The following is a 21837-nucleotide window of genomic DNA, read 5'->3' on the forward strand; positions in this document are numbered from 1 at the left end:
ACGACAGATATCCGCCTTTTTTCTGGTTATGAAAAGAACCGTTCAAAAGCGTAGCATCTCCACTGGCCATCGAAATGTAAAGATTCCAAATGATTCCAAAACTCACCTGAAATATCCTGAGCTTAACCTCTCATTAACACTTTCGATTAATGAAAAGTGTGATTCACCGCGTATCAGGCATATTTCGGCGTGCAGGAAAAGCACAAATGGCGCAATTTTTGCTCGTTCAGGACAAATCACAGTAAGAAAAGAAAAGGAATCAGCAGCAAGCTAGCCCCGTCACTACGGGGCCATGACGGAGATCAGCTGGCGCGAGCAACCTGTAATGCGATCAGGATTTCCCGAACCACCTGCTCCGGAGAGCCGCTGGCATCGACCACATGATGCGCAGTCTGGCGATAGAGCGCGTCACGCTGCGCCAGCACTTCATGCACCTCTTCACTGATCGGTTTGCCGGTCAATGTCGGGCGCTGCGCCTCTTCCGGGAAGGCTTCCAGCCGTTCCGCCAGCACGGAAACCGGCGCATTCAGGTAGATCACCACACCATGGCTGCGCATAAAATCGCAGTTCACAGGAGAAAGAATGATTCCGCCGCCGGTGGCGATCACCGTTGCGGGCTGCGTGACCGACTGCAGCGTCGCCGTTTCATGTGCGCGAAAGGCTGACCAGCCCTCTTGCTCAACAATCTCGGCGACAGACCGCTGCGCCTTCGCCTGTAATACCTGGTCGGTGTCGATAAAGGTATAACCGCAGGCGCGGGTCAGCGCCTCACCAACGGTCGTTTTCCCGCAACCGCGGGCACCGATCAGAAATATAGGTTGTGTCATAACCTGGGGATCCCCCTGGTAGCGCAAAGCGCGGGATGGTCGTTCAAAGAAAAAAGTACCATTGGACGAATACATGTCTACGTGTAAAATTAATTTTACAGATTCATGTTAACACGTTCACTAATAAGGGCTGTTTATAGCCCAAAACCCGCGAAAGTGTAAACATTTCAGGTCAATTTATGTTTCGCCAACATTACATGAAAGCGTCAGCTTTTGACAAGCCTTATGACCCTGACGCCAGTGCCAGACGGTGATTAATCCTGCTGACGTTTAACGCTAAGTAGCCACTTCTCAAGCTCGGCGGCAAACTGCTGCCGGTCGCGTTGCGATAAGCTGTCCGGACCGCCCGTCTGAATACCACTGGCGCGGAGTGTGTCCATAAAATCACGCATCGTCAACCGTTCGCGGATCGTCGCTTCGCTGTAACGCTCACCGCGTGGATTAAGCGCCACGCCGCCTTTTGCCAGCACTTCCGCCGCCAGCGGAATATCCGCGGTGACCACCAGATCGCCGGGCTGGCAGAGCCGCACAATTTCGTTATCCGCGACGTCGAACCCGGCGGGCACCCGCAGTGTCCTGATAACGCGCGACGGCGGCACCCGCAAATTCTGGTTCGCCACCAGCGTAAGCGGGATTTGCGTCCGCTCGGCCGCACGAAAAAGAATATCTTTGATGACGTTCGGACATGCGTCCGCATCCACCCAAATAGCCATTGTGACTCCTGAAGATCCTGTCAGCGGGCTATTATCTCGTGCTTTTCCCGCCAGAGATAGTCACAAGATGTTAAGCTATATCGCTATAAAACGAGCTGAGGGAGAACGTGATGGAGAAAAAGATCGGTTTTATCGGCTGCGGCAATATGGGCAAAGCCATTCTCGGTGGGCTTATCGCCAGCGGGCAGGTGATGCCAGGGCAGATTTGGGTGTATACCCCATCGCCGGACAAAGTGGCCGCCCTGCATGATGAGTTCGGGGTCAACGCCGCGCAGAGTGCTCAGGAGGTCGCGCAGATCGCGGACATCGTCTTTGGCGCCGTAAAACCGGGCATCATGGTCAAAGTACTGAGTGATATCGCCTCCAGCCTGAATAAAGATTCCCTCGTCGTCTCCATCGCGGCAGGCGTCACGCTTGAACAACTCGCCCGTGCGCTGGGTCATGATCGCAAAATCGTCCGCGCAATGCCGAATACCCCGTCGTTGGTGAACGCTGGCATGACGTCGGTGACGCCAAACGCACTGGTCACGCCGGAAGATACCGCCGATGTGCTGAACATTTTCCGCTGCTTCGGCGAAGCGGAAGTGATTGCCGAACCGATGATCCACCCGGTCGTCGGCGTCAGCGGCTCCGCACCGGCGTACGTTTTCATGTTTATTGAAGCGATGGCCGATGCCGCCGTGCTGGGTGGCATGCCACGCGCGCAGGCCTATAAATTCGCCGCGCAGGCAGTAATGGGCTCCGCCAAAATGGTGCTCGAGACAGGAAAACACCCGGGCGAACTGAAAGACATGGTGTGCTCGCCTGCAGGTACAACCATCGAAGCCGTACGCGTTCTGGAAGAGCGAGGTTTCCGCGCCGCAGTAATTGAAGCGATGGTGAAATGCATGGAAAAATCGGAACAGCTGAGCAAATCCTGATGGGATAAACACGTCGGGTGCGATGTCACACCGCTCACCCGACGTGATAAGGATTAACCCTGTTTCTTCAGGCAGGCGCTCATAAACTTACTGCGATCGTCCCCTTTGAGTGACTGCTGCGTCGCCTGTGAGTTGCATTCACGCATTTTCTGCTGCTGCGGCGTCAGGCTTTTCTCGTTTGACGCCGACGCGCCGTTCTTCAGGCAATCACTCATATAGGTTTTCCGCGCATCGCCTTTCAGCGTTTTTGCGGTCGCCTGCTGGTTGCAGGTAGCCATTCTCTGCTGCTGTGGCGTTAAGGTTTTCTCCGCCGCATTCACCGTCGTCATCACTACCATGCCAAAGAGCAACGTCACCAGTAATGTCATTTTCATCGGACAATCCTTCTGAGAGTTATTCCCTGTAAGTCTGGTCGGTTACGGCAAAAAAACCACCCGGCAGCGCGTTTTCACTGCCGGGTTTTCCATTATTTCAGTGCCAGCGCTTCTTTCATGGTGTAGAAAAGGTCGGTCTGATCGGTCAAGCCAATGACATTCGCGGCATGCGGACCATAAGCAGCGATGCGAAGCTGCGCACCGGTATGCTCCATGGACTCTTCTTCAGAGTTGCCGTAGGTCATTGCCATGACTGCGCCATCTTTGGTGTTCAGCGCTTGCGACAGGCCTGGCGCTTTGGTGTCCGCCGGGATGATCTGGCTGGCGTGTGCATGATCAGCGGTGACGATGACCAGCGTGTTGCCGTCTTTTTTGGCAAACTCCAGCGCCTTTTGCACAGCTTCGTCCAGGTCTACCGTTTCGCCAATCTGACCACACGGATTTGCCGCGTGATCCTGCTTGTCGATGGATGCACCTTCAACCTGCAGGAAGAAGCCTTTCTCGCCGTTGCTGAGCAGGGAAATGGCCTTTTCAGTCATTTGCGCCAGCGTCGGTACGCTCGCGTCACGTTTCGGATTCGGCGTACAGGTCACAGCCGGTTTGTCGATATTGCCATGGAATGAGGCTTTCGGTCCTTCCCAGCGCACCGGCATGTTACCGTCGGCGAACAACCCCAGCAGCGGTTTATCCTGATTAGCTTCGGTGATGGCAGCCAGTGAGCTTGCATCGCTGACTAACTGGTAGCCTCGCGCCTGGGCCTGCTCGCGCAGCGTTTTGCCCTGCCATTCGCCGGCAATCGCCGTTTCGGCGAAGGTTTTCGCGCCGCCGCCCAGAGTGACGTCTGCACGCGCATTCAGCAGTTGTTCGGTAATCGAGCCTTTACCGCCTTTTTCCAGCGCGTTGGTCGGACACTGCTCACTGGTCACGCCCGGACCGTAACATTTGCGCGACGTGACATGCGAAACCAGTGCCGCAGGTGTCGCATCCTGCAATTCTGCCGTAGAGACGTTACCGGTTTTTAAACCCGCCGCTTTTGCCATTTCAAGAATCGTGGGGTGGTCTTTTTCGTGAATATCCACACCCAGCGCGCCGTTATAAGTTTTCACCCCGGTGCTCCATGCAGTGGCGGAAGCGGCGGAGTCCGTGACGTAATCCGGTTTGCCCGTTTTCTTATCTAATGCGTAATGCGTATATTGACCAGTGAGAGGTAATGCATCAATCCCTTTAAAATAACCGCCAGCCCCTTCGGCATAATTTCGGGCGGCTGTAATTTCTGAATCACCCATACCGTCGCCAATCAGCAGAATAATATTCTTTGCCTGACCGCTGTTAATTGAAGCGCGGATCGCTTCGGTCTGGTCAGCAGATAAACGACGGGCTCCACCAGGCGTAGTGATATCCCCCTGCGCAGCACGGTTATCCAGCACGGCCGTTGATGTCGTTTCGGCACCAATAACCGGAGCGGTAAGCAGAGGTAATAATGCGATGAATATTGCGCTGTATCTCACTTTTATCTTCTCCATGTAATAAATACTTTTAAAAACAAGGAGACTTTATAAAAGGCAGATGACACTCTTATGACAGCATCCGCCACGTCAGCGCGGCGCGTTAGCTACGCGGATGCCTTAACAACTTATTTAGATATTGCCTTAATATTTCCATATCACGCTCAGGAACATAGGGCCTGGGATCGGCTTGATCCAGCGCGGATTCGACATCGGTAACCAGCGCATCGAATTGCTTCTTTTCCATATGCCGGAGCAGCGCGGTCATGACTATTTCCAGCGCCTCAACCTGGGCGGTCAACTCTTTCGCTTCCTCTTCTTTTTCTGCAAGCTTCACCAACAACTCTGCAATAAGATTTTTCATGGTGCTATTTCCTTTTCAGAGGGATTTCGACATTAACACAGTTTTTCGAATATGCCTGATAAAAGTCGCATCTATTTTGCATGAAATAGAAAAAATGTCAGATGAAAACAATAGCGAAACGTTTCTATGGCAACGGATAATCATCGAACGTCGATTTTATTCGTTGATATTATAAGGAAATGGTTTACGACAGAGTAAGTATTATTTTTTAGCCGCGCGACGCAGCGCAAATCGCAGCGGGAATAAGTTTATCAGCACCACAATGGCCGTGGCGATAAAGACCCAACGGAAACCCGCCATTGCCGATACCGAGGCGCCCATTAACGGACCCGCGACATTTCCCAGATACATAAATGACTGGTTGTACCCGAATATACGCCCTGTCACCTGGTCACTGGAATATTTGAGCAGTAGCGTTTGCACCGCCGGCAGCATTGCGCCATCGGCAAAGCCTAATAAGAAACGCAGAATACCGAGTTGCAACGGCGAGGTTACAAACGACATGGCGAAAAACATCACCACGGCACAGCATAGCGTAGCGAGAAGAATGCGTCCGGTACCGATGCGGTCGCCCAGTTTACCCAGTCGCGGCGCGGAGATAAGCGCCGAGATCCCCGGCACGGCGGCGATCATCCCACTGAGGAAAGCGATATTATTGCTGTCAGGCGCCATGGATTTAATAAACAGCGCCAGAATGGGGCCAATCGATCCATTACATAATTGAATGACCATCGTCGTGACGAACAGGCAAATCACCAACCCCGGATACGGCAACGTGGCGAATACCGCTTTTCCGCTCAGGCGCTCCTCTTTGCTGATGGACGGGCGGGCGCTCTCTTTAATGAGGAACAGCGTGACCAGAAAACTGACAGTCAGCAGGATCGCCGTAATAAAAAACACCGCACGCAGGCCGACATGGTCCGCCAGGAACCCGCCCAACAACGGACCGCCAATCACACCGCTGATTTGTGCCGTCGATAACGTACTGAGCGCCCAGCCGCTGCGCTCCCGCGGCACCTGAGAGGCAACGAGCGCCATCGCGTTCGGAATGTACCCGGAGGTCAGCCCCATGATCGCGCGCAGAATAAACAGTTGCCAGACGTTGGTAGCAAATGCCTGTAACAGGATGGCAATCGCCATGCCGAGCGACGCGCGCAGCAGCATGAGCTTGCGACCTTTACGATCCGCGAGGCTACCCCACATCGGGGAAACAATGGCGGAAACCAGAAACGTGACGCTAAAGGTCAACCCGGACCACATCGACAGAGCTTCGTGAGACGTTACGCCCAGTTGTGAAACATACAGGGGAAGAAACGGCAAGATTTGGCTGATAGCCAGCCCGGTAAAAAAACACCCAAACCAGACTGAGATGAGGTTAACCTTCCAGGATTCCATAACTGCGCGTTTTCATTCACCTTATAAATTGATTAGTCAGCTTAGCAATACACCGACCGGGAAATCTTGCGTTAGATGCGCTGCGGATAAATTCAGGGTTTTATCTTTCCTCGACATAATCTTGTGAACATTATCACGTTTATTTTCTCCTTTCACAGCGTGTTGTCCTCAGCGCTGCGCTGAGAAATGAATGCTTTAAAGATTATGGCAGATGCACCGAAATTGACGTGGTATGGTATGTGCTTTGAGTTTTTTAGCGGATGAATGTTGAGATGGCAAAGTTGCGGGTGGGCATTGTTTTTGGTGGTAAATCAGCAGAACACGAAGTGTCGTTGCAGTCGGCGAAAAACATCGTTGAAGCAATTGATAAAACAAAGTTTGATGTGACCCTGCTTGGGATCGATAAGCAAGGCCAGTGGCATATCAACGATGCCAGCAACTATCTGTTAAACGCGCAGGATCCCGCGCACATCGCGCTGCGCCCTTCTGACATCACGCTGGCGCAAATTCCGGGCAAAGCGGTACAACAACTGATCGACGCGGATAACGGTCAGCCGCTGCCTGCCATTGATGTTATTTTCCCGATTGTTCACGGCACGCTGGGCGAGGACGGCTCACTGCAGGGTATGCTGCGCATGGCTAATCTCCCCTATGTGGGTTCTGACGTGCTTGGCTCTGCCGCCTGCATGGACAAAGACGTCACCAAGCGCCTGCTGCGCGACGCTGGCCTTGCCATCGCACCATTCATTACGCTGACCCGCGCTAACCGCGATCATATTCCCTTTGCAGACGTTGAAGCACAGCTCGGTTTGCCGTTGTTTGTAAAACCGGCGAATCAGGGGTCGTCCGTTGGCGTCAGCAAAGTCACCAGTGAAGCGCAATATCACCAGGCCGTGGCGCTGGCCTTTGAGTTTGACCACAAAGTGGTGGTGGAACAGGGTATTAAAGGGCGCGAAATTGAATGTGCGGTATTAGGTAATGACTTCCCGCAAGCCAGCACCTGCGGCGAAATTGTGCTGAACAGCGAGTTCTATGCCTATGACACCAAATACATTGATGACAACGGCGCTAAAGTGGTGATTCCGGCGGCGATCGCCCCGGACGTTAACGATAAAATTCGTGATATTGCGGTCAGGGCGTACCAGACTCTGGGCTGCAGCGGCATGGCGCGTGTCGATGTGTTCCTGACTGCGGATAACGATGTCATTATTAATGAAATCAATACGCTGCCCGGTTTTACCAATATCAGCATGTACCCAAAACTGTGGCAGGCCAGTGGGCTGGATTACACCTCGCTGATTACCCGTCTGATTGAACTGGCGCTGGAGCGCCATCAGGCCGACAGCGCGCTGAAAACCTCCATGTAACTTTACCGCCAGGCGGCGGATAGCTGCCTGGCGTCACTCCGCCGGAGTGTCCTCTTCCGGGCGACGACGAATAATCACCCCCGCCAGCCAGAAGCTAATCACCCAGGTCACCAGACCGACCGCATACGTCTGCCAGCCCTTCGCTTCAAAACCAAGCAGACCGACAACACCGTTAAGAATAAAGATCAGGCCAATCGCAAACGCGTAGTAATGCCAGTCACGGCGAATTTTTACAGGCAGGTTCATGGTCGCTCCAGAGAAGAAAATCGTATCATCACATATTCTGCATTAAGCGTCTGCGGAACCCGCGACAAATCTGAAAAATGTGTCACGTTGTCCTGCATTAACGCATTTGTGATCGCCAACAAAATTCCATCATCTCAGACGATTCCGGAGCGGAAATTACCATAAATCTGATATTGACAAACGGCAACCACTGTCACACTTAAGTCATATTCACTGGACAGGAATCCAGCACCTTATGTCCGGGAGGCGTATATGACAGATTTCACCATGTCGAAGCCCATTATCAGTGGGAAAAAAAGGGAATCTTCCGCGCCAGGCAATATCGCCTATGCGCTGTTCGTGTTGTTATGCTTTTGGGCAGGTGCTCAGCTCCTTAATATGCTGGTACATGCACCAGGCGTTTATGAACATCTGATGCAAATGCAGGATACCGGTCGTCCCCGCGTGGAGATGGGTCTTGCGGTCGGCACGTTGTTTGGTTTAGTGCCCTTCCTGACAGGCTGCGCCCTGTTTGGCGTGATAGCTTTATTCCTGCGCTGGCGCCGATACCATTAATTCTGCGCCATACAACGGGCCCGACGATCATCAACGCGTTTTGCGAACCACGCCGTGGTGAGATTACGTGTGATCTTCGGGCTCTCAAGCTGGATCCCCGGTAATACCGCTTTTGGCAACGTTTTCCCGGTTTTCGCTTCCGCCAGTCTGAATACCCCTGCGTAAACATCCGTCTTTTCAAACGCCAGACTGTCGCCTTTCTGTAACTGGCGATGGATCTCGCTGTTGCTTAATGACAGGCGTGACGCCAGCTTGCGTACCGCCATTTCCGTCGTGCCGGGTTCATCGCTGTCATAACGGATCAGATCGCCATCGAGCGCCAGTTTCACGCCTGTTGCCTTACTGACCGCGTTCTGGAACGCGGCATTACGACTGGCGTACCATCCGGCATTAAAATCCGCAAAGCGATACAGCGGCGCGCTGTAATTCGCCGGATAGTTCAGCAGATGATACGTGCCAAACCAGAGGCCGCCGCGCAGGGAAAAGACCTCCTGCCGCACCGTTCCCGCCATTTTCCACGGATAGCCGTCAGTGTGCGCCTCGGCAAAAGCAATGCTGACCTGCATCGGGCCACCCGTGTGGACCGGGTTGAGCGATCCAAACAACGTTTGCCCCATCGGCACCATGTTGATGAAATCATCAAAGATCTCGCTGAGCTGCTTTTCCGTTTTCACGTTGTCCAGCCGTTCGCTATAACTTTTGCCGTTGGGAGACGTAATTTTCAATGCGGTATGCACCAGCATCGCCGGAATATGCAGACGCGCCGCCCGCCGATCGATCTCTTTCCAGGCGATGTTACTCAGCCCGGGCACGGCGGGGTCAGCCTGGTAGTTCGACTCCTGCTGCGCCACCGCCAGCACCGAGCAGACGTTTTCTACCGTCGGCGCCAGTTTCTGGCTTTCAAACGTCTTTGCCATGTTCTGTGCCCACGCCTCGCGATTTTTAACACTGGCAGGCATTTTTTGCCGCACTACCGCCGCCACATCAATCGCCTTTTCGCCCTCCTTTAACACCGGTGCTTTGCTGGTACACGCGCTCAGAATGGCGCCGGCCAGTAGCGTTAATGAGGCCGTAAAAAAACGTGATGCGGCAATGGTCATAAGGCTTCCCTGTTTAGCTAAAAGATGGCGTTACGGGCTCGCTGTCCGGGTTATCCAGTTCACGCTCAAAACTCCGCAGACGTTTATAGATGGACATCAGCTCCACCAACGTGGTCCACGAACTGATGAGATACTGGAACGATCCTCGCACCTGGCCAAAGGCATTGGTGATCTGGTTCATCAGACCCAGCGTGATTGTACCCGCGACAATCGACGGGAAAAGCAGGAACACGCCGAAAACGTTATCTACCTGCAGGTAGAGGATACGCGCGATGTTGAAATACATGTAATGGAAATAGAGGCGGAAATAGTTCCGGCGCACAGCCTCGAACAGCTCGCGAACGGTGGGTGGTGTGGCGCGGGCAGGATCGTCTTCCCCGTACACCAGCTCTTTACGGTACGCCGCTTCCACACGCTGATTCTTAAAGGCCAGACCCGGCAGTTTAATCCCCACGACCGCCAGCAAACCGGTTCCCATCAATGACCAGACGATAGCCGCGATGACCAGCCCGTAGGGTATATGCCCGACAATCGGCAACGCCTCGACGTGCGGCGACAGCGCCACCAGCACCGGCAGAAAGGCAATCAGTGTCATCACCGCCTGGATAAAGCTGACGCCCATATCTTCCAGCGTGGAGGCAAAACGCATGGTGTCTTCCTGCACACGCTGTGCCGCGCCTTCGATGTGGCGCAAGCGCTGCCAGTGCGTCATGTAATATTCGTTCATCGCCGTACGCCAGCGGAACACGTAATGGCTAATAAAAAAGTTATTCAGCACACCGACCACAACCGCAATCAATGCAATACCGAGAAACACTCCGACTTCTTTATAGAACTGTTCGATAGGAATTTTATGCGGTGAACTGAGGGCGGTCTGGATCAGATCGAAGAACGGCGCATACCACGCGTTGACTGCGACGCCCACTTCCACCAGAAACCAGGTCACAAAGATAATTAACGACGACCCCAGAATCGACCAGTATTGCCAGCGATGCGGGCTATAAATGAACCAGAACAGGGCGAATACGGTCACGCAAAAAGCGTAATAGGCGTAAAACAACAAATAGCTGCCAGACCAGAAGCGCGTGGCGCTGATGGGGACTTTATTGCTGACATCGGCGAGCCGCTCAAAAAACGCGCTACCGCCCGCTTGCCAGAAGACGACGGCAATGAGTGCCCAAATAAATGCCGAAAGGAAAAACGGCCCCGGCTTTGGGAAAAAAGACTTAAACATATAACTCTCCTGCTAACTTCTTTTTGTTCTGGCTATTGCTGTGTCAACACATCGCCAACCGCAGCAGTGCTGCGGTAAATCAGGGGGAAACCAAACGGTCAGACCGCTCAATGAGACCGGAAATTAGCGGCTTAGTTCGTCAACCATTCTTGTAGAATTGTTTCGACGGGTTTCACGTAGACGGGATTGTCGGGCACGATGAGATCTCGCCAGACATCATTATGGTGGGCAATCAGTGTTTCGGCCGGAGCCGCTGACCGGTTGGCGGTAGTGTGAGCATCTTCGGCAACCGTGATGGCATAGCCACGGCTGGCGCCGTTTCGGATGGTGGTATCGACACAATAGTCAGTCGCACAACCGCAAATGACGAAAGCATGGATATCGTGCGCGGCAAGCACCCCGGCGAGCGTCGTGCGGTAGAAGGCATCGCACGCGGTTTTGGTGACGTACAGGGAATTATCCGGTTGCCACAGATCAGGCAGCAGGGCAAACCCTTCACTCCCCTCTTCCAGCCCGCCCGCTTGCGCATGCTGGATGAAAATGACGATATCCGCCACGCGGGTCAGGCGATTGATTTGCGCGACGTAGTGTTCCGGGTTGAGGCGCGGCGTGGCGAAAACGCCATTTTGCATATCCACGACCATGACAGCTCGTTTTCCGACCATTCTCTGCTCCGTAAAAGTATTAATTCTATGACTATGATAAGCGCCGGATCACAAAAGTGGATGCCCCATCTCAGGAAAACGTTCTAAATTTACGCGTCGTTACGTTTTTATCAGAATGATTGCGGTGAAAGGGGCTTTGCATCGCGACGGTAAGTAGTATAAATACGCATTATCTTTCTATTTCAATTCATGGACACACCCGTTGAAACGTAGTCTGTTGTTGAGCATTGCGCTGTTGGCGTCAACCCTGTCTGTGGCACACGCCGCCCAGACCTCCCCCGATCCTGTTTTTGCCTCTGATATTGTTGACCGTTATGCCAATCACATCTTTTATGGCAGCGGCGCGACAGGCATGGCGCTCGTCGTGATTGATGGTAATCAGCGGGTGTTTCGCAGCTTTGGTGAGACTCGCCCTGGTAATAACGTACGTCCACAGCTGGACTCGGTTATCCGCATTGCGTCCCTGACGAAGCTGATGACCAGCGAAATGCTGGTGAAGTTGCTCGATCAGGGCACTGTCAACCTGAACGATCCGTTAAGTAAATATGCACCGGCTGGGGCACGCGTTCCCAGCTATAACGGCACGCCGATTACGCTGGTGAATCTGGCGACACATACCAGCGCCTTACCGCGCGAGCAGCCTGGCGGCGCGGCGCATCGCCCGGTGTTCGTCTGGCCAACCCGCGATCAGCGCTGGAACTGGCTCTCGACGGCCACCCTGAAAACGACGCCAGGCTCGCAGGCTGCTTACTCAAACCTGGCGTTTGATCTGCTGGCGGATGCGCTGTCAAGTGCCGCCGGGAAACCGTATCCGCAGCTTTTTGAAGAGCGCATCACGCGCCCACTGGGGATGAAGGACACCACCTTTACACCATCGCCAGACCAGTGTCAGCGCCTGATGGTGGCGGAGAAAGGCGCCAGTCCATGTAATAACACACTGGCAGCCATCGGCAGCGGTGGCGTCTACTCCACACCTGGCGACATGATGCGCTGGATGCAGCAATTCCTCTCGTCTGACTTTTACTCCCGCACCTCGCAAGCGGATCGGATGCAGACGCTTATCTACCAGCGCAGCCAGTTGACGCGCGTCATCGGGATGGACGTTCCCGGAAAAGCCGATGCGCTTGGTCTGGGTTGGGTCTATATGGCACCGAAGAATGGCCATCCGGGGATCATACAGAAAACCGGCGGCGGCGGCGGTTTCATTACCTATATGGCGATGATCCCTCAGCACAATGTCGGCGCTTTCGTGGTGGTGACCCGTTCATCACTGACGCGCTTTGCCAACATGAGCGACGGCATTAACGATCTGGTGACGGAGCTGAGTAACAACAAGCCCGCCATTGTTCCCGACTCCTGAGCTTAATAATCTAAAGGCAAGCGGTTGATACTCAACAGCTTGCCTTTATGCATTCTGATATATTCTCCCTGCCGCAGCGCCGCGAGAACTTCGGCAATCACCGAACGGGAGATCCGCGTCCTTCGCTGGATGTAGTTCATCACCCCGACGCGTAAGCGTAATGATTCATCCCATTTCGCCATGGTCAATAACGACGCGCGGATCTGGTTATAACTGTTGCTGCCCACCAGCTGGTTATCGCGCATTTCCAGGATCCGGTGCTGCCAGGTCATCCAGTGAAAGGCTTCCCGCCAGAGCGTATATTTCTCCAGCAGTTCTAACGCCTGGGCGGCAGGAAGATAATAGCCACTGCACTGCATTTCTGTCGCTAAGTGATAATCGGTCTGGTTTGACATCACGCCAGCCGCAAGGCCAATCACACAGGGTGCCTGCGCGAAGCCAAGCAGCACGTTGTTATGCTTGCGACTCAGGGACGCGCACCCCTGTAGAATCACGATGGTGTACTGATTCGCCGGCTTGTCCGCTGGCAAAATGTTCTCTCCTTCCGCCACGACAAATGGCGTACCGTGGGCGTGGAGGTGCTGATTGAGAGTATCAAATTCAATGAGTGGTTTGTTCAGTTGCGGCATATCAGGTAGTCCTACAACGATGCCCGCCATTTGCATGACGGGCATCAGAATGTTAACCCCATCAGGAAGGAACTCCTTCCTGCCAGACAGTATTACCAGGTGTATTTCACACCGGCGTTAGCAGCCCAGTCCTGATCAACATCACCGCCACCGAGGTAGTTCACACCGGTATAGGCGCTAAAGTTCTTGGTGAAGCTGAACTGGCTGCCCACACCAACACGTACCGCAGATCCTTCAACACCGTTATCAATGGTATCGCCGTTGATATCCGCATCATTGTTGGAATCGTCATAGACGTATGCCAGCTTGAAGTACGGCGTCATGGCCTGATCGCCAAAGTTGAAGGTGTAACCGGCATCTACGCCCAGTTCATAACGCAGGCTGTCGTAATCCTGGCTGTTGACGCGCATATCGTTACTCAGACGATAGCTGTCGCCAGACTGGAACAGACCGGAAATGCCGCCGTACGGAGTGATGTAACCGTTGCTGTCAGGCTTCCAGTCATAACCCAGTTTCAGGCCGAATCCCCAGGCATCTGACGTGGTGTTGCCATCAACGTAGTCGCCGTTGCTCATAGTGGCGGTCAGATCGTTGTTGAAGCGGGTGTAGTTCAGGTTGCTGTCAAAGAAGACGTTGTTCGCAAAACGCGCTGAAGAGTAGAGGTAAGCGGACTGGCTGTCCTGATCAACCTGGCCGGTACGATCGTTGAGATCGCCTTTGGCAAAGCCTGCCGCCGCACCCACGATCCACTTCGCATTGTTGCCATCCACTTTGGTATCAAGGCCGACCATCAGACCATTGACGTCCTGGTCGTAGTTGATCACGCCGTTATCGCCATTGAAGTTGCCGCCGAAGTAGCTCACCCAGGCGCCGCCGTTGTCATCAAAGCCGTGACGAGCACTGTTCAGACGGTTGTTCAGCGTATCCTGCTGCAGGTTCCAGATATTGGTGTTCGCAGACGGAATGCTCAGCGCCATGTTGGCATAATCGGTCAGGCGATCCTGATGCAGGATCACTGTGTCGCCCTGCTGCTGCGCTTCATAGGTGTACGCACCGAGATCGGCACGGTTTGCCGCAGTGAAGGTGGCTGCGGTATCGGCATTGTTGTCATACACGCGAATCACTTCGTTGTTCTTGTAATCCGCGATGGAGCCCGCGCCGGTGGCATTATCGATACGAACCTTATAGTTACCTGCCACATCGCCATTCACTGCCAGATGACCATCTGAATTCAACGCCACAACGCCGTAACCGTAGTTGGTTTGCGCTTTGTCGTTGCTGTGACCGTTAAGCATATCGCCATTCAGCACATAGTCGCGGCTGGCAACGTTGAACGTACCGCCGTTGGTCAGTGTCAGTGTTGCAGTATCGACTTGACCCAGCCCCAGGTTCAGTTGCGCGCCGCCGTCAACGGTTACCGTATTAGCATACAGTTCAGCCGTTTCTTCTGTCAGCGTCGCGGTACTGTAGCTGTTGAGGTTTACGCTGTCGGTCGCGACACGGCCGGAATCGCCAATATTCAGCGAGGAGCCGGTATTCAGGGTCACGTTGTCAGAAACCAGATCGGAAGCTTCCACATTCACCTGAGAACCGTTGTTAACGGTTAAGGTGTCAATCAGCGATGATTTACGGGTATCCCACTCGGAGCCGTGATCCAGCGTGACGTTGAACAGGCCGCTCTGATACACCTCATTGCCGGTAACGTGGTTGCCTTCGCTGAACGCCGTTTTGTCGTTGTCGATACCGTAGGTTGAAGTTGGCCACAGGCTGTTGGCAGTTACGTCGTACAGTGTCGCGGTGGCTTCGGTGCCCGCTGCATAGCTGTCATAAACGCCGTCGCCATTGCTGTCGACTTCATGCACGGAGACGGCCGCGCCAACCCACTTACTGCCGTTATCCAGCGTCAAATTCAGGCTGTCAGTGCCATCCCAGCCGTTAGTGTCAGGATTAGCATCGGTATCGCGGTAGCTGTCCGCGCCGTTCGGGAAGAAGTTTTCGTCGAAGTTGCTGGAGAAGACCACATCACCGGTTAAGGTGGAATTGCTAAAATTAGCGGTAGTCTGCATGGCGTTATCGGCATAAGGATTCGCGACAACCGCCAGCGCGACATCGTCCGCCGTCCAGGTTTTTCCGTTGTAATCGCTGGCATTGCCGGAGCGACCAAAGAAGCCTTCAGTGCCTTCATCTGACCAGGAGCCGGATGTCACTACGGAGTCTTTCACATTAATGGTGTTATTAAACACTTCGCTGCTGTTCACACCGGTACTGACGGTATTGTCGTCGGTATCCTGCCATTCATAACCCTGCGTCAGGGTAATACCGGCAACGTGGGAATTATTTTGAATGGTGAGATCAACTTCCTGATCCAATGTAATTGCGGTACCAAGATCATACACATCGACCACATGGGTATCCGGCGCATCATTCCAGGTACCGTTGTAGGTATAATGTTCATAGTTGTCATCAATAGTTGAGTGATCAACCGTTAATGCCAGGCGATCGTAATAATAGTCCGCGCCGCTGCGATTATCGCATTCGGTGGTCATACACGCGGAAGTGATCATGCCATGAATGGTGCTGTTGCTGATGGTGAGGCTGTTTGGATTGGAGTTGGTAGAGAGGCCGTCATCGAGGTAATAAGTAGAGATAACGCCGTTAACTGTTGCATTATTGATGACCGGATAAATATCACCATTATAAATACTATCAGCGCCGTAATTATTCCAGCCGACATATCCATCATAATAAACGCCGTCTGCATAAGTCGCATCATTATAATGAATAAATGTTGTGTAATCCGTATTCGATATATCCGTCGATGCATTGGCCTGAGAAGCGATTGCGAGCGCACAGGCCATTGCTAATTGAGATACCACAACTTTCTTTTTCCACGAGTGCATTTGTTATCCCTCCTCAGGGACTTATTATGTTGGTCCATCAAATAAGATTAAATTGCGGTTGAATTATGCGTTCCTGATACAAGATAGTTCAATTAATCTTTGGTAGAAGTTCGAAACCGGACGCAATATATCCTTACAGGGTTTAAAAATAACAGTTTTTAATTTATTACTTTCAATGAGTTAAGTGAGCACACAATTAACAAAATATATCTCATAAATATAAATGATAAAAATAACGCATTCATTATTTATATTTCCATATGTGTGGTTATTATTTAATTAAATAGATTTTTTGAGAGTGTGACCGTTCACCCCCCTTCGCAGAGGGATACGCCCCACTTTGATAAACAATCAGGGCGGAGATCGGGTAAACTAACCTGAATGTTCCACAAACATCAGGCATACCATGACAGCTCTACTTAATCGCCCACGTCGCCTGCGCAAAACTGCTGCGCTACGCGCTATGTTTGAAGAGACAACACTGACCTTAAACGATCTGGTGTTGCCGATCTTTGTTGAAGAAGAAATCGACGACTACAAGCCTATCGAAGCCATGCCTGGCGTGATGCGCATTCCCGAGAAACATCTGGCTCGTGAGATTGAACGCATCGCCAACGCCGGGATCCGCTCCATCATGACCTTCGGTATTTCCCATCACACCGACGCCACTGGTAGCGATGCCTGGAAAGAAGACGGTCTGGTGGCACGGATGTCGCGCATCAGTAAACAAACCGTCCCGGAAATGGTGGTGATGTCCGATACCTGTTTCTGCGAATACACCTCGCATGGCCACTGCGGCGTGCTGTGCGATCACGGCGTGGACAACGACGCAACCCTCATCAACCTCGGGAAACAGGCGGTGGTTGCCGCTGCCGCGGGCGCTGATTTCATCGCCCCGTCGGCGGCGATGGACGGTCAGGTGCAGGCGATCCGCGAAGCGCTGGATGCAGCCGGTTTCACCGACACCGCGATCATGTCCTACTCCACCAAATTCGCCTCCTCTTTCTACGGCCCGTTCCGTGAAGCGGCAGGTACAGCGCTGAAAGGCGACCGCAAAACCTATCAGATGCATCCGATGAATCGTCGCGAAGCGATCCGTGAATCCCTGCTCGACGAAGCCCAGGGCGCAGATTGCCTGATGGTAAAACCGGCGGGCGCTTATCTTGATATTCTGCGTGACATCCGCGAGCGTACCGATTTACCGCTGGGGGCCTATCAGGTCAGCGGTGAATACGCGATGATCAAATTCGCCGCGATGGCGGGCGCCATCGACGAAGATAAAGTGGTACTGGAAAGCCTCGGCGCCATCAAGCGCGCAGGGGCGGATCTTATCTTCAGCTACTTTGCCCTCGACCTCGCCGAAAGAAAACTGCTCCGCTGATTAACCGGCCCGGAAGCCGCGTGCTACCGGGCCTCTCTCCGCCACTCAAAGCTTCATTAAACTGCAATACAAACGACACGTTAGCCTTCTACTGTCTGCCTCAAGACTGCAGGAGGAACCACCATGTTTAGTCTCGATAATGTTCTTGATGACCTCTGGCCACAGGCAAAGCCCGCGCCCTGGCAAAAGAGTCTGCTCAGGCGTCTGCTACACGAGGAAGAGTTTCAGACGTTTGCCGCCCGCCACTCGCACTTACGCGGACTGGATATGGTCGAGCAGGTCCTTGAACACTTACAAATCCGCTGCAATATTGCCCCCCGCGAACTCGAAAACATCCCCGAAACCGGTCCTCTGGTGATTATCTCGAATCACCCTACCGGTACACTGGATGGGCTGGCATTGCTGTATGCGGTATCCCGCGTACGTCGTGATGTGAAAGTCGTCACCAACCGCATGCTCAGCCATCTTGAACCGCTGAGTAACCTGTTTATTCCGGTCGACAACATCAACGGCGGCACGCGCAAATCTTCGCTGTCGTTGATGGAACAACAGTTGCAGAGCGGCGGGGTGCTGATCTTTTTCCCGGCTGGTGAAGTCTCACGCATGACCCGCAAGGGCATCGCTGACGGTCACTGGCATTCCGGATTCATCAAGCTGGCGGCGAAATTCCGCGCCCCGCTGCTGCCGGCATTTATTCATGCCAAAAATAGCCCGCTGTTTTATGCCAGCACCATGATCTCCCCGACGCTGGCGCTGCTGCTGTTGATGCAGCAGATGTTCCGCCGTCGCAATTCCACGTTGCCGGTGACGCTCGGTCAGCGTATCGCGTGGGAGAGCTGGCACAACGCTCAGACGCCTGCCCGCGAACTGGCGAAGAAATGTCGCCAGCATGTCGGTCTGCTGGGGAAAGGGCTACCGGGGAAATTCAGAACCGAGAGCGCGATTGCACGCCCGGAAGAACGCGCTGTGCTTCGTCGCGAACTCAGCAAAGCGGAATGTCTTGGCAGCACTGCTGATGGCAAAACCATTTATCTGTGGCAGCGAAATGGTCAGGAAGAAGCGCCGCTGCTCAGAGAACTGGGACGTCTGCGTGAAATTGCTTTTCGGGCCGTCGGCGAAGGCAGCGGCAAACGTCGCGATGTCGACAGCTATGACGATGATTACCTGCATCTGATCCTGTGGGATGAGGTGGATCTGGAGATTGTCGGCGCTTACCGTTTTATACCCGGTGGCATGCAGCTCGATAAACGCGGCGTGGAAGGCCTGTACAGTTACAGCCTGTTTCACTATGACGAACGGATGAATAACATCCTGCGCGAAGGCATTGAGCTTGGGCGCAGCTTCATTCAGCCGCGCTACTGGGGCCGTCGCGGGCTGGATTACCTCTGGTTTGGTATCGGCGCGTATCTGGCGCGTTACCCGCAGTATCGCTACCTGTTTGGCCCGGTGTCGATTTCAGGCGGGTTGCCGCCTGCCGCACGGGATTTGCTGGTCGCCTTTTACCGGCTCTGGTTCCCGGCGATGCATCCGCTGGCCGAGTCACGCCGCCCCTATCCCGCCAGCCTGCCGGAAGCGCTGGCGCAATTTGGTGGTGAAGATTACACCGAAGATCTGACGCGGCTGAAATCGCTGCTCGGCAACCTCGGCTGCGGCATTCCTCCGCTGTATAAACAGTATTCCGAAGTGTGCGAACCCGGCGGCGTGCAGTTTATCGATTTCGGCAGCGACCCGGATTTCAACGATTGTATCGACGGCTTAGTGCTGGTCGATCTGACCCTGTTGAAAGCCAACCGCTACCAGCGCTACATCGGGGCACATCAGTAGTGCCGATCCTCTCCGTCAGGAGAGGATCGTATCTTCAACCTGCCCGGTAGAACGGCTTATCACCAAGAATCGTTGCCCGGTGCATGATCCGCCGCTGCGGCAGGTAATCCGCATTGGCGTAATGCTGCGTCACCCGGTTATCCCAGATGGCGAGATCGTTCGGCTGCCAGCGCCAGCGCACCTGAAATTCCGGTTTGGTGATATGGGCAAACAGGAAGCTCAGCAGCGTGTCGCTCTCTTTCTGTGTCAGGTCAACAATTCGCGTGGTAAATCCCTCATTCACGAACAGCGCCTGCCTGCCGCTGACCGGATGCGTGCGCACCACCGGATGCAGCAACGGTGGATTCTTCTCTACCGCCGCCAGCCAGCGCTGATGCTCTGCATCTGTTTTGCGGTATTTATATTCCGGGAACGACTTTCTGAAATCGTGCTCAGCCTGTAACCCGCTTAACAACTGCTGAAGTGGCGCAGAAAGCGCGTCAAACGCAGCAACGCCGCTGGTCCACAGCGTATCGCCGCCTGTTGACGGCAATTCTTTGGCGGCGAGGATCGCCCCGGCAGGTGGCGTGTCGATGAAGGTGACATCCGTATGCCAGTTGTCATTGTCCGGCGGATTATCATTATGCGTGTCCAGCACGATGATTTCTTCCACTCCTTCGGCGTGAGGATACACCGGGTGAATGTGCAAATCGCCAAAACGCAACGCCAGCGCACGCTGTTGTTGCGGCGAAATAGCCTGCTCGCGCAGGAAAATCACCTGATGGCGCAGCAGCGCATGATACAACTGTTCGAACTGGTTATCGCTCAGCGGTCGGCTGACATCAATGCCAGACACCTGCGCGCCAATGTACGGCCCCAGCGGGGTAATCGTCAGACGTTCACTCATGCTATTTCTCCATGCCAGGGCGTCAGGCGACGTTGCAGCGCGCGCAGCCCCAGTTCTAATACAAAGGCGATCACGGCAATCACCGCGATCCCGGCCAGCACCACATCGGTCGCCAGAAATTCCCCTGCTGACTGCACCATAAACCCAAGCCCGCGTGTGGCGGCAATCAGCTCCGCTGCCACCAGCGTTGACCAGCCGACGCCAAGACCAATGCGCAAGCCGGTTAAAATTTCAGGTAATGCGCCAGGCAAAATCACCAGCCACAACACCTGCAAGCGGCTGGCACCCAGCGCCTGCGCCGCGCGGATCCGTACCTGCTGCGCGCTTTTCACTCCCGCCAGCGCTGACATCGCCACCGGGGCAAAAATCGCCAGGTAAATCAGCAGGATTTTTGAGGTCTCGCCAATGCCAAACCAGATCACCATCAACGGCAGATACGCCAGCGGCGGCACAGGACGATACAGTTCAATTAATGGATCGAGGATCCCGCGAATGGTCGGGCTGAGCCCCATCGCAATCCCGACAGGGATCCCAAGGACGACAGCCGCCAGCAGCGCCACCAGAATGCGCGTCAGGCTGGCCGCCAGATGCTGCCACAGCGTGGCGTCCATAAAGCCCTGCGACCCGGCGATAGTGAACAATTTCTGTAAGACCTGCGTGGGCGGCGGCAGAAACAACGGGCTTATCAGGTGCAGCGCCGCGACACTCCACCACAGCGCCAGCAACACCAACAGCGTAGCCGTGCTCAGCGTCAACTGGCGGGAAAACGGCCAGCGCCATGCCACCTGCAGGCGACGGGGTTTATCGTTGATCACAATGCTCATGAGAAAGCCTCCCGCTGTTCGAATACACGGCTCAAAACGTATTCACGTTGGGCGATAAAATTGGGGTCGGATTTAATGTTGCGGCAGGATTCTCCGGCGACGAAACGATGAGCAAAATCCAGTGACAAACGCTCCAGCACCCGTCCCGGGCCGGGCGACAGCAGCACCAGCTCTGTGGCCATAAAAATGGCTTCTTCGATATCGTGCGTAATCAGCAAAACCTGTTTACCGGTCTCGTGCCACAGGCGCAGCAGCAGGGTTTGCATCTGCTCGCGGGTGAAGGCATCGAGCGCGCCAAAGGGTTCGTCCAGCAACAGTAACTGCGGGTTCGCTGCCAGTGCCCGCGCAATGCCGACGCGCTGACGCTGGCCACCGGAAAGCTGCCAGATGAAGCGTTTTTCCGCCCCCTCCAGCCCGACTCTTTTCAGCATCTGACGCGCGGCCTGCCGGCGTTCCGCCTGCGTGACACCCGCCAGTTGTAACCCCAGCGCCACGTTATCCTGCACGTTGCGCCACGGCAGCAATCCTTCATTCTGGAAGACCACGCCGCGCTCCGCGCCAGGCCCGTTGACGGTTTTTCCGTCAAGCTGGATGCTGCCGGTATCGTAGGGCAAAAAGCCCGCAATCAGGTTCAACAGCGTGGTTTTACCGCAGCCCGACGGGCCAAGCACCACCAGCAGTTCACCGCTATCTACCGTGAGGTTGATATCTTCAAGCGCGGGTTTACCGCCGTATCTGGCCGATAAGTGAGACACCTGCAGCATCATG

21 protein-coding genes are annotated in these 21837 nt (G+C 54.2%); 6 read left to right on the forward strand and 15 right to left on the reverse strand.

Annotation, left to right across the window (positions count from 1 at the left end):
• Positions 1 to 302: 302 nt before the first annotated feature.
• Positions 303 to 827, reverse strand: a complete 525-nt coding sequence (gene aroL, locus QMG90_RS16665; protein ID WP_283280757.1) for a shikimate kinase AroL — start codon at positions 825 to 827, stop codon at positions 303 to 305.
• 254 nt (positions 828 to 1081) lie between these two features.
• Entirely contained in the window at positions 1082 to 1540 is a 459-nt protein-coding gene (locus QMG90_RS16670; protein WP_283280758.1) for a YaiI/YqxD family protein, read from the reverse strand.
• Positions 1541 to 1650: 110 nt separating this feature from the next.
• Here QMG90_RS16670 and proC point away from each other — a divergent pair, with 110 nt between their 5' ends.
• Entirely contained in the window at positions 1651 to 2460 is an 810-nt protein-coding gene (gene proC / locus QMG90_RS16675; protein ID WP_283280760.1) for a pyrroline-5-carboxylate reductase, read from the forward strand.
• A gap of 53 nt (positions 2461 to 2513) precedes the next feature.
• On the opposite strand, the gene psiF is transcribed toward proC, so the two are convergent.
• From psiF to QMG90_RS16695, 4 genes are all read right to left on the reverse strand, one after another.
• Positions 2514 to 2834, reverse strand: coding sequence for a phosphate starvation-inducible protein PsiF (gene psiF / locus QMG90_RS16680; protein ID WP_283280761.1), 321 nt, complete (start codon positions 2832 to 2834; stop codon positions 2514 to 2516).
• Between the two features lie 92 nt (positions 2835 to 2926).
• Positions 2927 to 4357: an alkaline phosphatase gene (gene phoA / locus QMG90_RS16685; RefSeq protein WP_283280762.1), complete on the reverse strand. Its 1431-nt coding sequence runs from the start codon at positions 4355 to 4357 to the stop codon at positions 2927 to 2929.
• Between the two features lie 85 nt (positions 4358 to 4442).
• Positions 4443 to 4703 (reverse strand): anti-adapter protein IraP, encoded by a 261-nt coding sequence (gene iraP, locus QMG90_RS16690; protein ID WP_283280763.1) that lies wholly within the window; start codon positions 4701 to 4703, stop codon positions 4443 to 4445.
• A gap of 201 nt (positions 4704 to 4904) precedes the next feature.
• Positions 4905 to 6098 carry a multidrug efflux MFS transporter gene (locus tag QMG90_RS16695; protein ID WP_283280765.1) on the reverse strand — a complete coding sequence of 398 codons (1194 nt, stop codon included), beginning with the start codon at positions 6096 to 6098 and terminating at the stop codon, positions 4905 to 4907.
• A 272-nt stretch (positions 6099 to 6370) separates the two neighbouring features.
• Between QMG90_RS16695 and ddlA the strand changes: the two genes are divergently transcribed.
• Positions 6371 to 7465, forward strand: coding sequence for a D-alanine--D-alanine ligase (gene ddlA / locus QMG90_RS16700; RefSeq protein WP_283280766.1), 1095 nt, complete (start codon positions 6371 to 6373; stop codon positions 7463 to 7465).
• 33 nt (positions 7466 to 7498) lie between these two features.
• Here the strand turns inward: ddlA and QMG90_RS16705 are convergent, their stop codons facing one another.
• The gene (locus QMG90_RS16705) at positions 7499 to 7711 is read right to left on the reverse strand and encodes a DUF2754 domain-containing protein (RefSeq protein WP_283280767.1); all 213 of its coding nucleotides are present in this window, start codon (positions 7709 to 7711) and stop codon (positions 7499 to 7501) included.
• A 252-nt stretch (positions 7712 to 7963) separates the two neighbouring features.
• Between QMG90_RS16705 and QMG90_RS16710 the strand changes: the two genes are divergently transcribed.
• Positions 7964 to 8266 (forward strand): YaiY family protein, encoded by a 303-nt coding sequence (locus QMG90_RS16710; protein WP_283280768.1) that lies wholly within the window; start codon positions 7964 to 7966, stop codon positions 8264 to 8266.
• On the opposite strand, the gene QMG90_RS16715 is transcribed toward QMG90_RS16710, so the two are convergent.
• The 3 genes from QMG90_RS16715 to QMG90_RS16725 form a co-directional block, all read right to left on the reverse strand.
• Complete coding sequence (locus QMG90_RS16715; protein ID WP_283280769.1) at positions 8263 to 9366, reverse strand: DUF1615 domain-containing protein; 1104 nt, start codon at positions 9364 to 9366, stop codon at positions 8263 to 8265. The two genes, QMG90_RS16710 and QMG90_RS16715, sit on opposite strands and share 4 nt — an antisense overlap.
• Before the next feature lie 13 nt (positions 9367 to 9379).
• On the reverse strand, positions 9380 to 10600 hold the full coding sequence (gene sbmA / locus QMG90_RS16720; protein WP_283280770.1) for a peptide antibiotic transporter SbmA: 1221 nt from the start codon (positions 10598 to 10600) through the stop codon (positions 9380 to 9382).
• A 131-nt stretch (positions 10601 to 10731) separates the two neighbouring features.
• On the reverse strand, positions 10732 to 11265 hold the full coding sequence (locus tag QMG90_RS16725) for an isochorismatase family protein (protein ID WP_283280771.1): 534 nt from the start codon (positions 11263 to 11265) through the stop codon (positions 10732 to 10734).
• Positions 11266 to 11467: 202 nt separating this feature from the next.
• Here QMG90_RS16725 and ampH point away from each other — a divergent pair, with 202 nt between their 5' ends.
• Positions 11468 to 12625, forward strand: a complete 1158-nt coding sequence (gene ampH, locus QMG90_RS16730) for a D-alanyl-D-alanine-carboxypeptidase/endopeptidase AmpH (RefSeq protein WP_283280772.1) — start codon at positions 11468 to 11470, stop codon at positions 12623 to 12625.
• A 2-nt stretch (positions 12626 to 12627) separates the two neighbouring features.
• Here the strand turns inward: ampH and QMG90_RS16735 are convergent, their stop codons facing one another.
• Both QMG90_RS16735 and QMG90_RS16740 read right to left on the reverse strand, forming a co-directional pair.
• A complete protein-coding gene (locus QMG90_RS16735; protein WP_283283988.1) occupies positions 12628 to 13254 on the reverse strand; it encodes a helix-turn-helix domain-containing protein in 627 nt (208 codons plus the stop codon).
• A gap of 92 nt (positions 13255 to 13346) precedes the next feature.
• Positions 13347 to 16154, reverse strand: a complete 2808-nt coding sequence (locus tag QMG90_RS16740) for an autotransporter outer membrane beta-barrel domain-containing protein (RefSeq protein WP_283280774.1) — start codon at positions 16152 to 16154, stop codon at positions 13347 to 13349.
• 406 nt (positions 16155 to 16560) lie between these two features.
• On the opposite strand from QMG90_RS16740, the gene hemB reads away from it, so the two are divergent.
• Entirely contained in the window at positions 16561 to 17535 is a 975-nt protein-coding gene (gene hemB / locus QMG90_RS16745) for a porphobilinogen synthase (protein ID WP_283280775.1), read from the forward strand.
• A 123-nt stretch (positions 17536 to 17658) separates the two neighbouring features.
• Positions 17659 to 19359, forward strand: coding sequence for a bifunctional ornithine lipid synthase OlsF (olsF, locus tag QMG90_RS16750; protein ID WP_283280777.1), 1701 nt, complete (start codon positions 17659 to 17661; stop codon positions 19357 to 19359).
• Positions 19360 to 19393: 34 nt separating this feature from the next.
• Here olsF and tauD read toward each other — a convergent pair whose 3' ends face one another.
• From tauD to tauB, 3 genes are read right to left on the reverse strand one after another with little or no spacing between them, the layout of a single operon-like run.
• Positions 19394 to 20245: a taurine dioxygenase gene (gene tauD, locus QMG90_RS16755; protein WP_283280778.1), complete on the reverse strand. Its 852-nt coding sequence runs from the start codon at positions 20243 to 20245 to the stop codon at positions 19394 to 19396.
• Positions 20242 to 21069: a taurine ABC transporter permease TauC gene (gene tauC / locus QMG90_RS16760; protein WP_283280779.1), complete on the reverse strand. Its 828-nt coding sequence runs from the start codon at positions 21067 to 21069 to the stop codon at positions 20242 to 20244. The genes tauD and tauC overlap by 4 nt, the downstream gene beginning before the upstream one ends.
• Positions 21066 to 21833 carry a taurine ABC transporter ATP-binding subunit gene (gene tauB, locus QMG90_RS16765; protein WP_283283989.1) on the reverse strand — a complete coding sequence of 256 codons (768 nt, stop codon included), beginning with the start codon at positions 21831 to 21833 and terminating at the stop codon, positions 21066 to 21068. The genes tauC and tauB overlap by 4 nt, the downstream gene beginning before the upstream one ends.
• Positions 21834 to 21837: the final 4 nt, after the last annotated feature.

Source organism: Trabulsiella odontotermitis, from assembly GCF_030053895.1.
GTDB classification, from domain to species: Bacteria; Pseudomonadota; Gammaproteobacteria; order Enterobacterales; family Enterobacteriaceae; genus Trabulsiella; species Trabulsiella odontotermitis_C.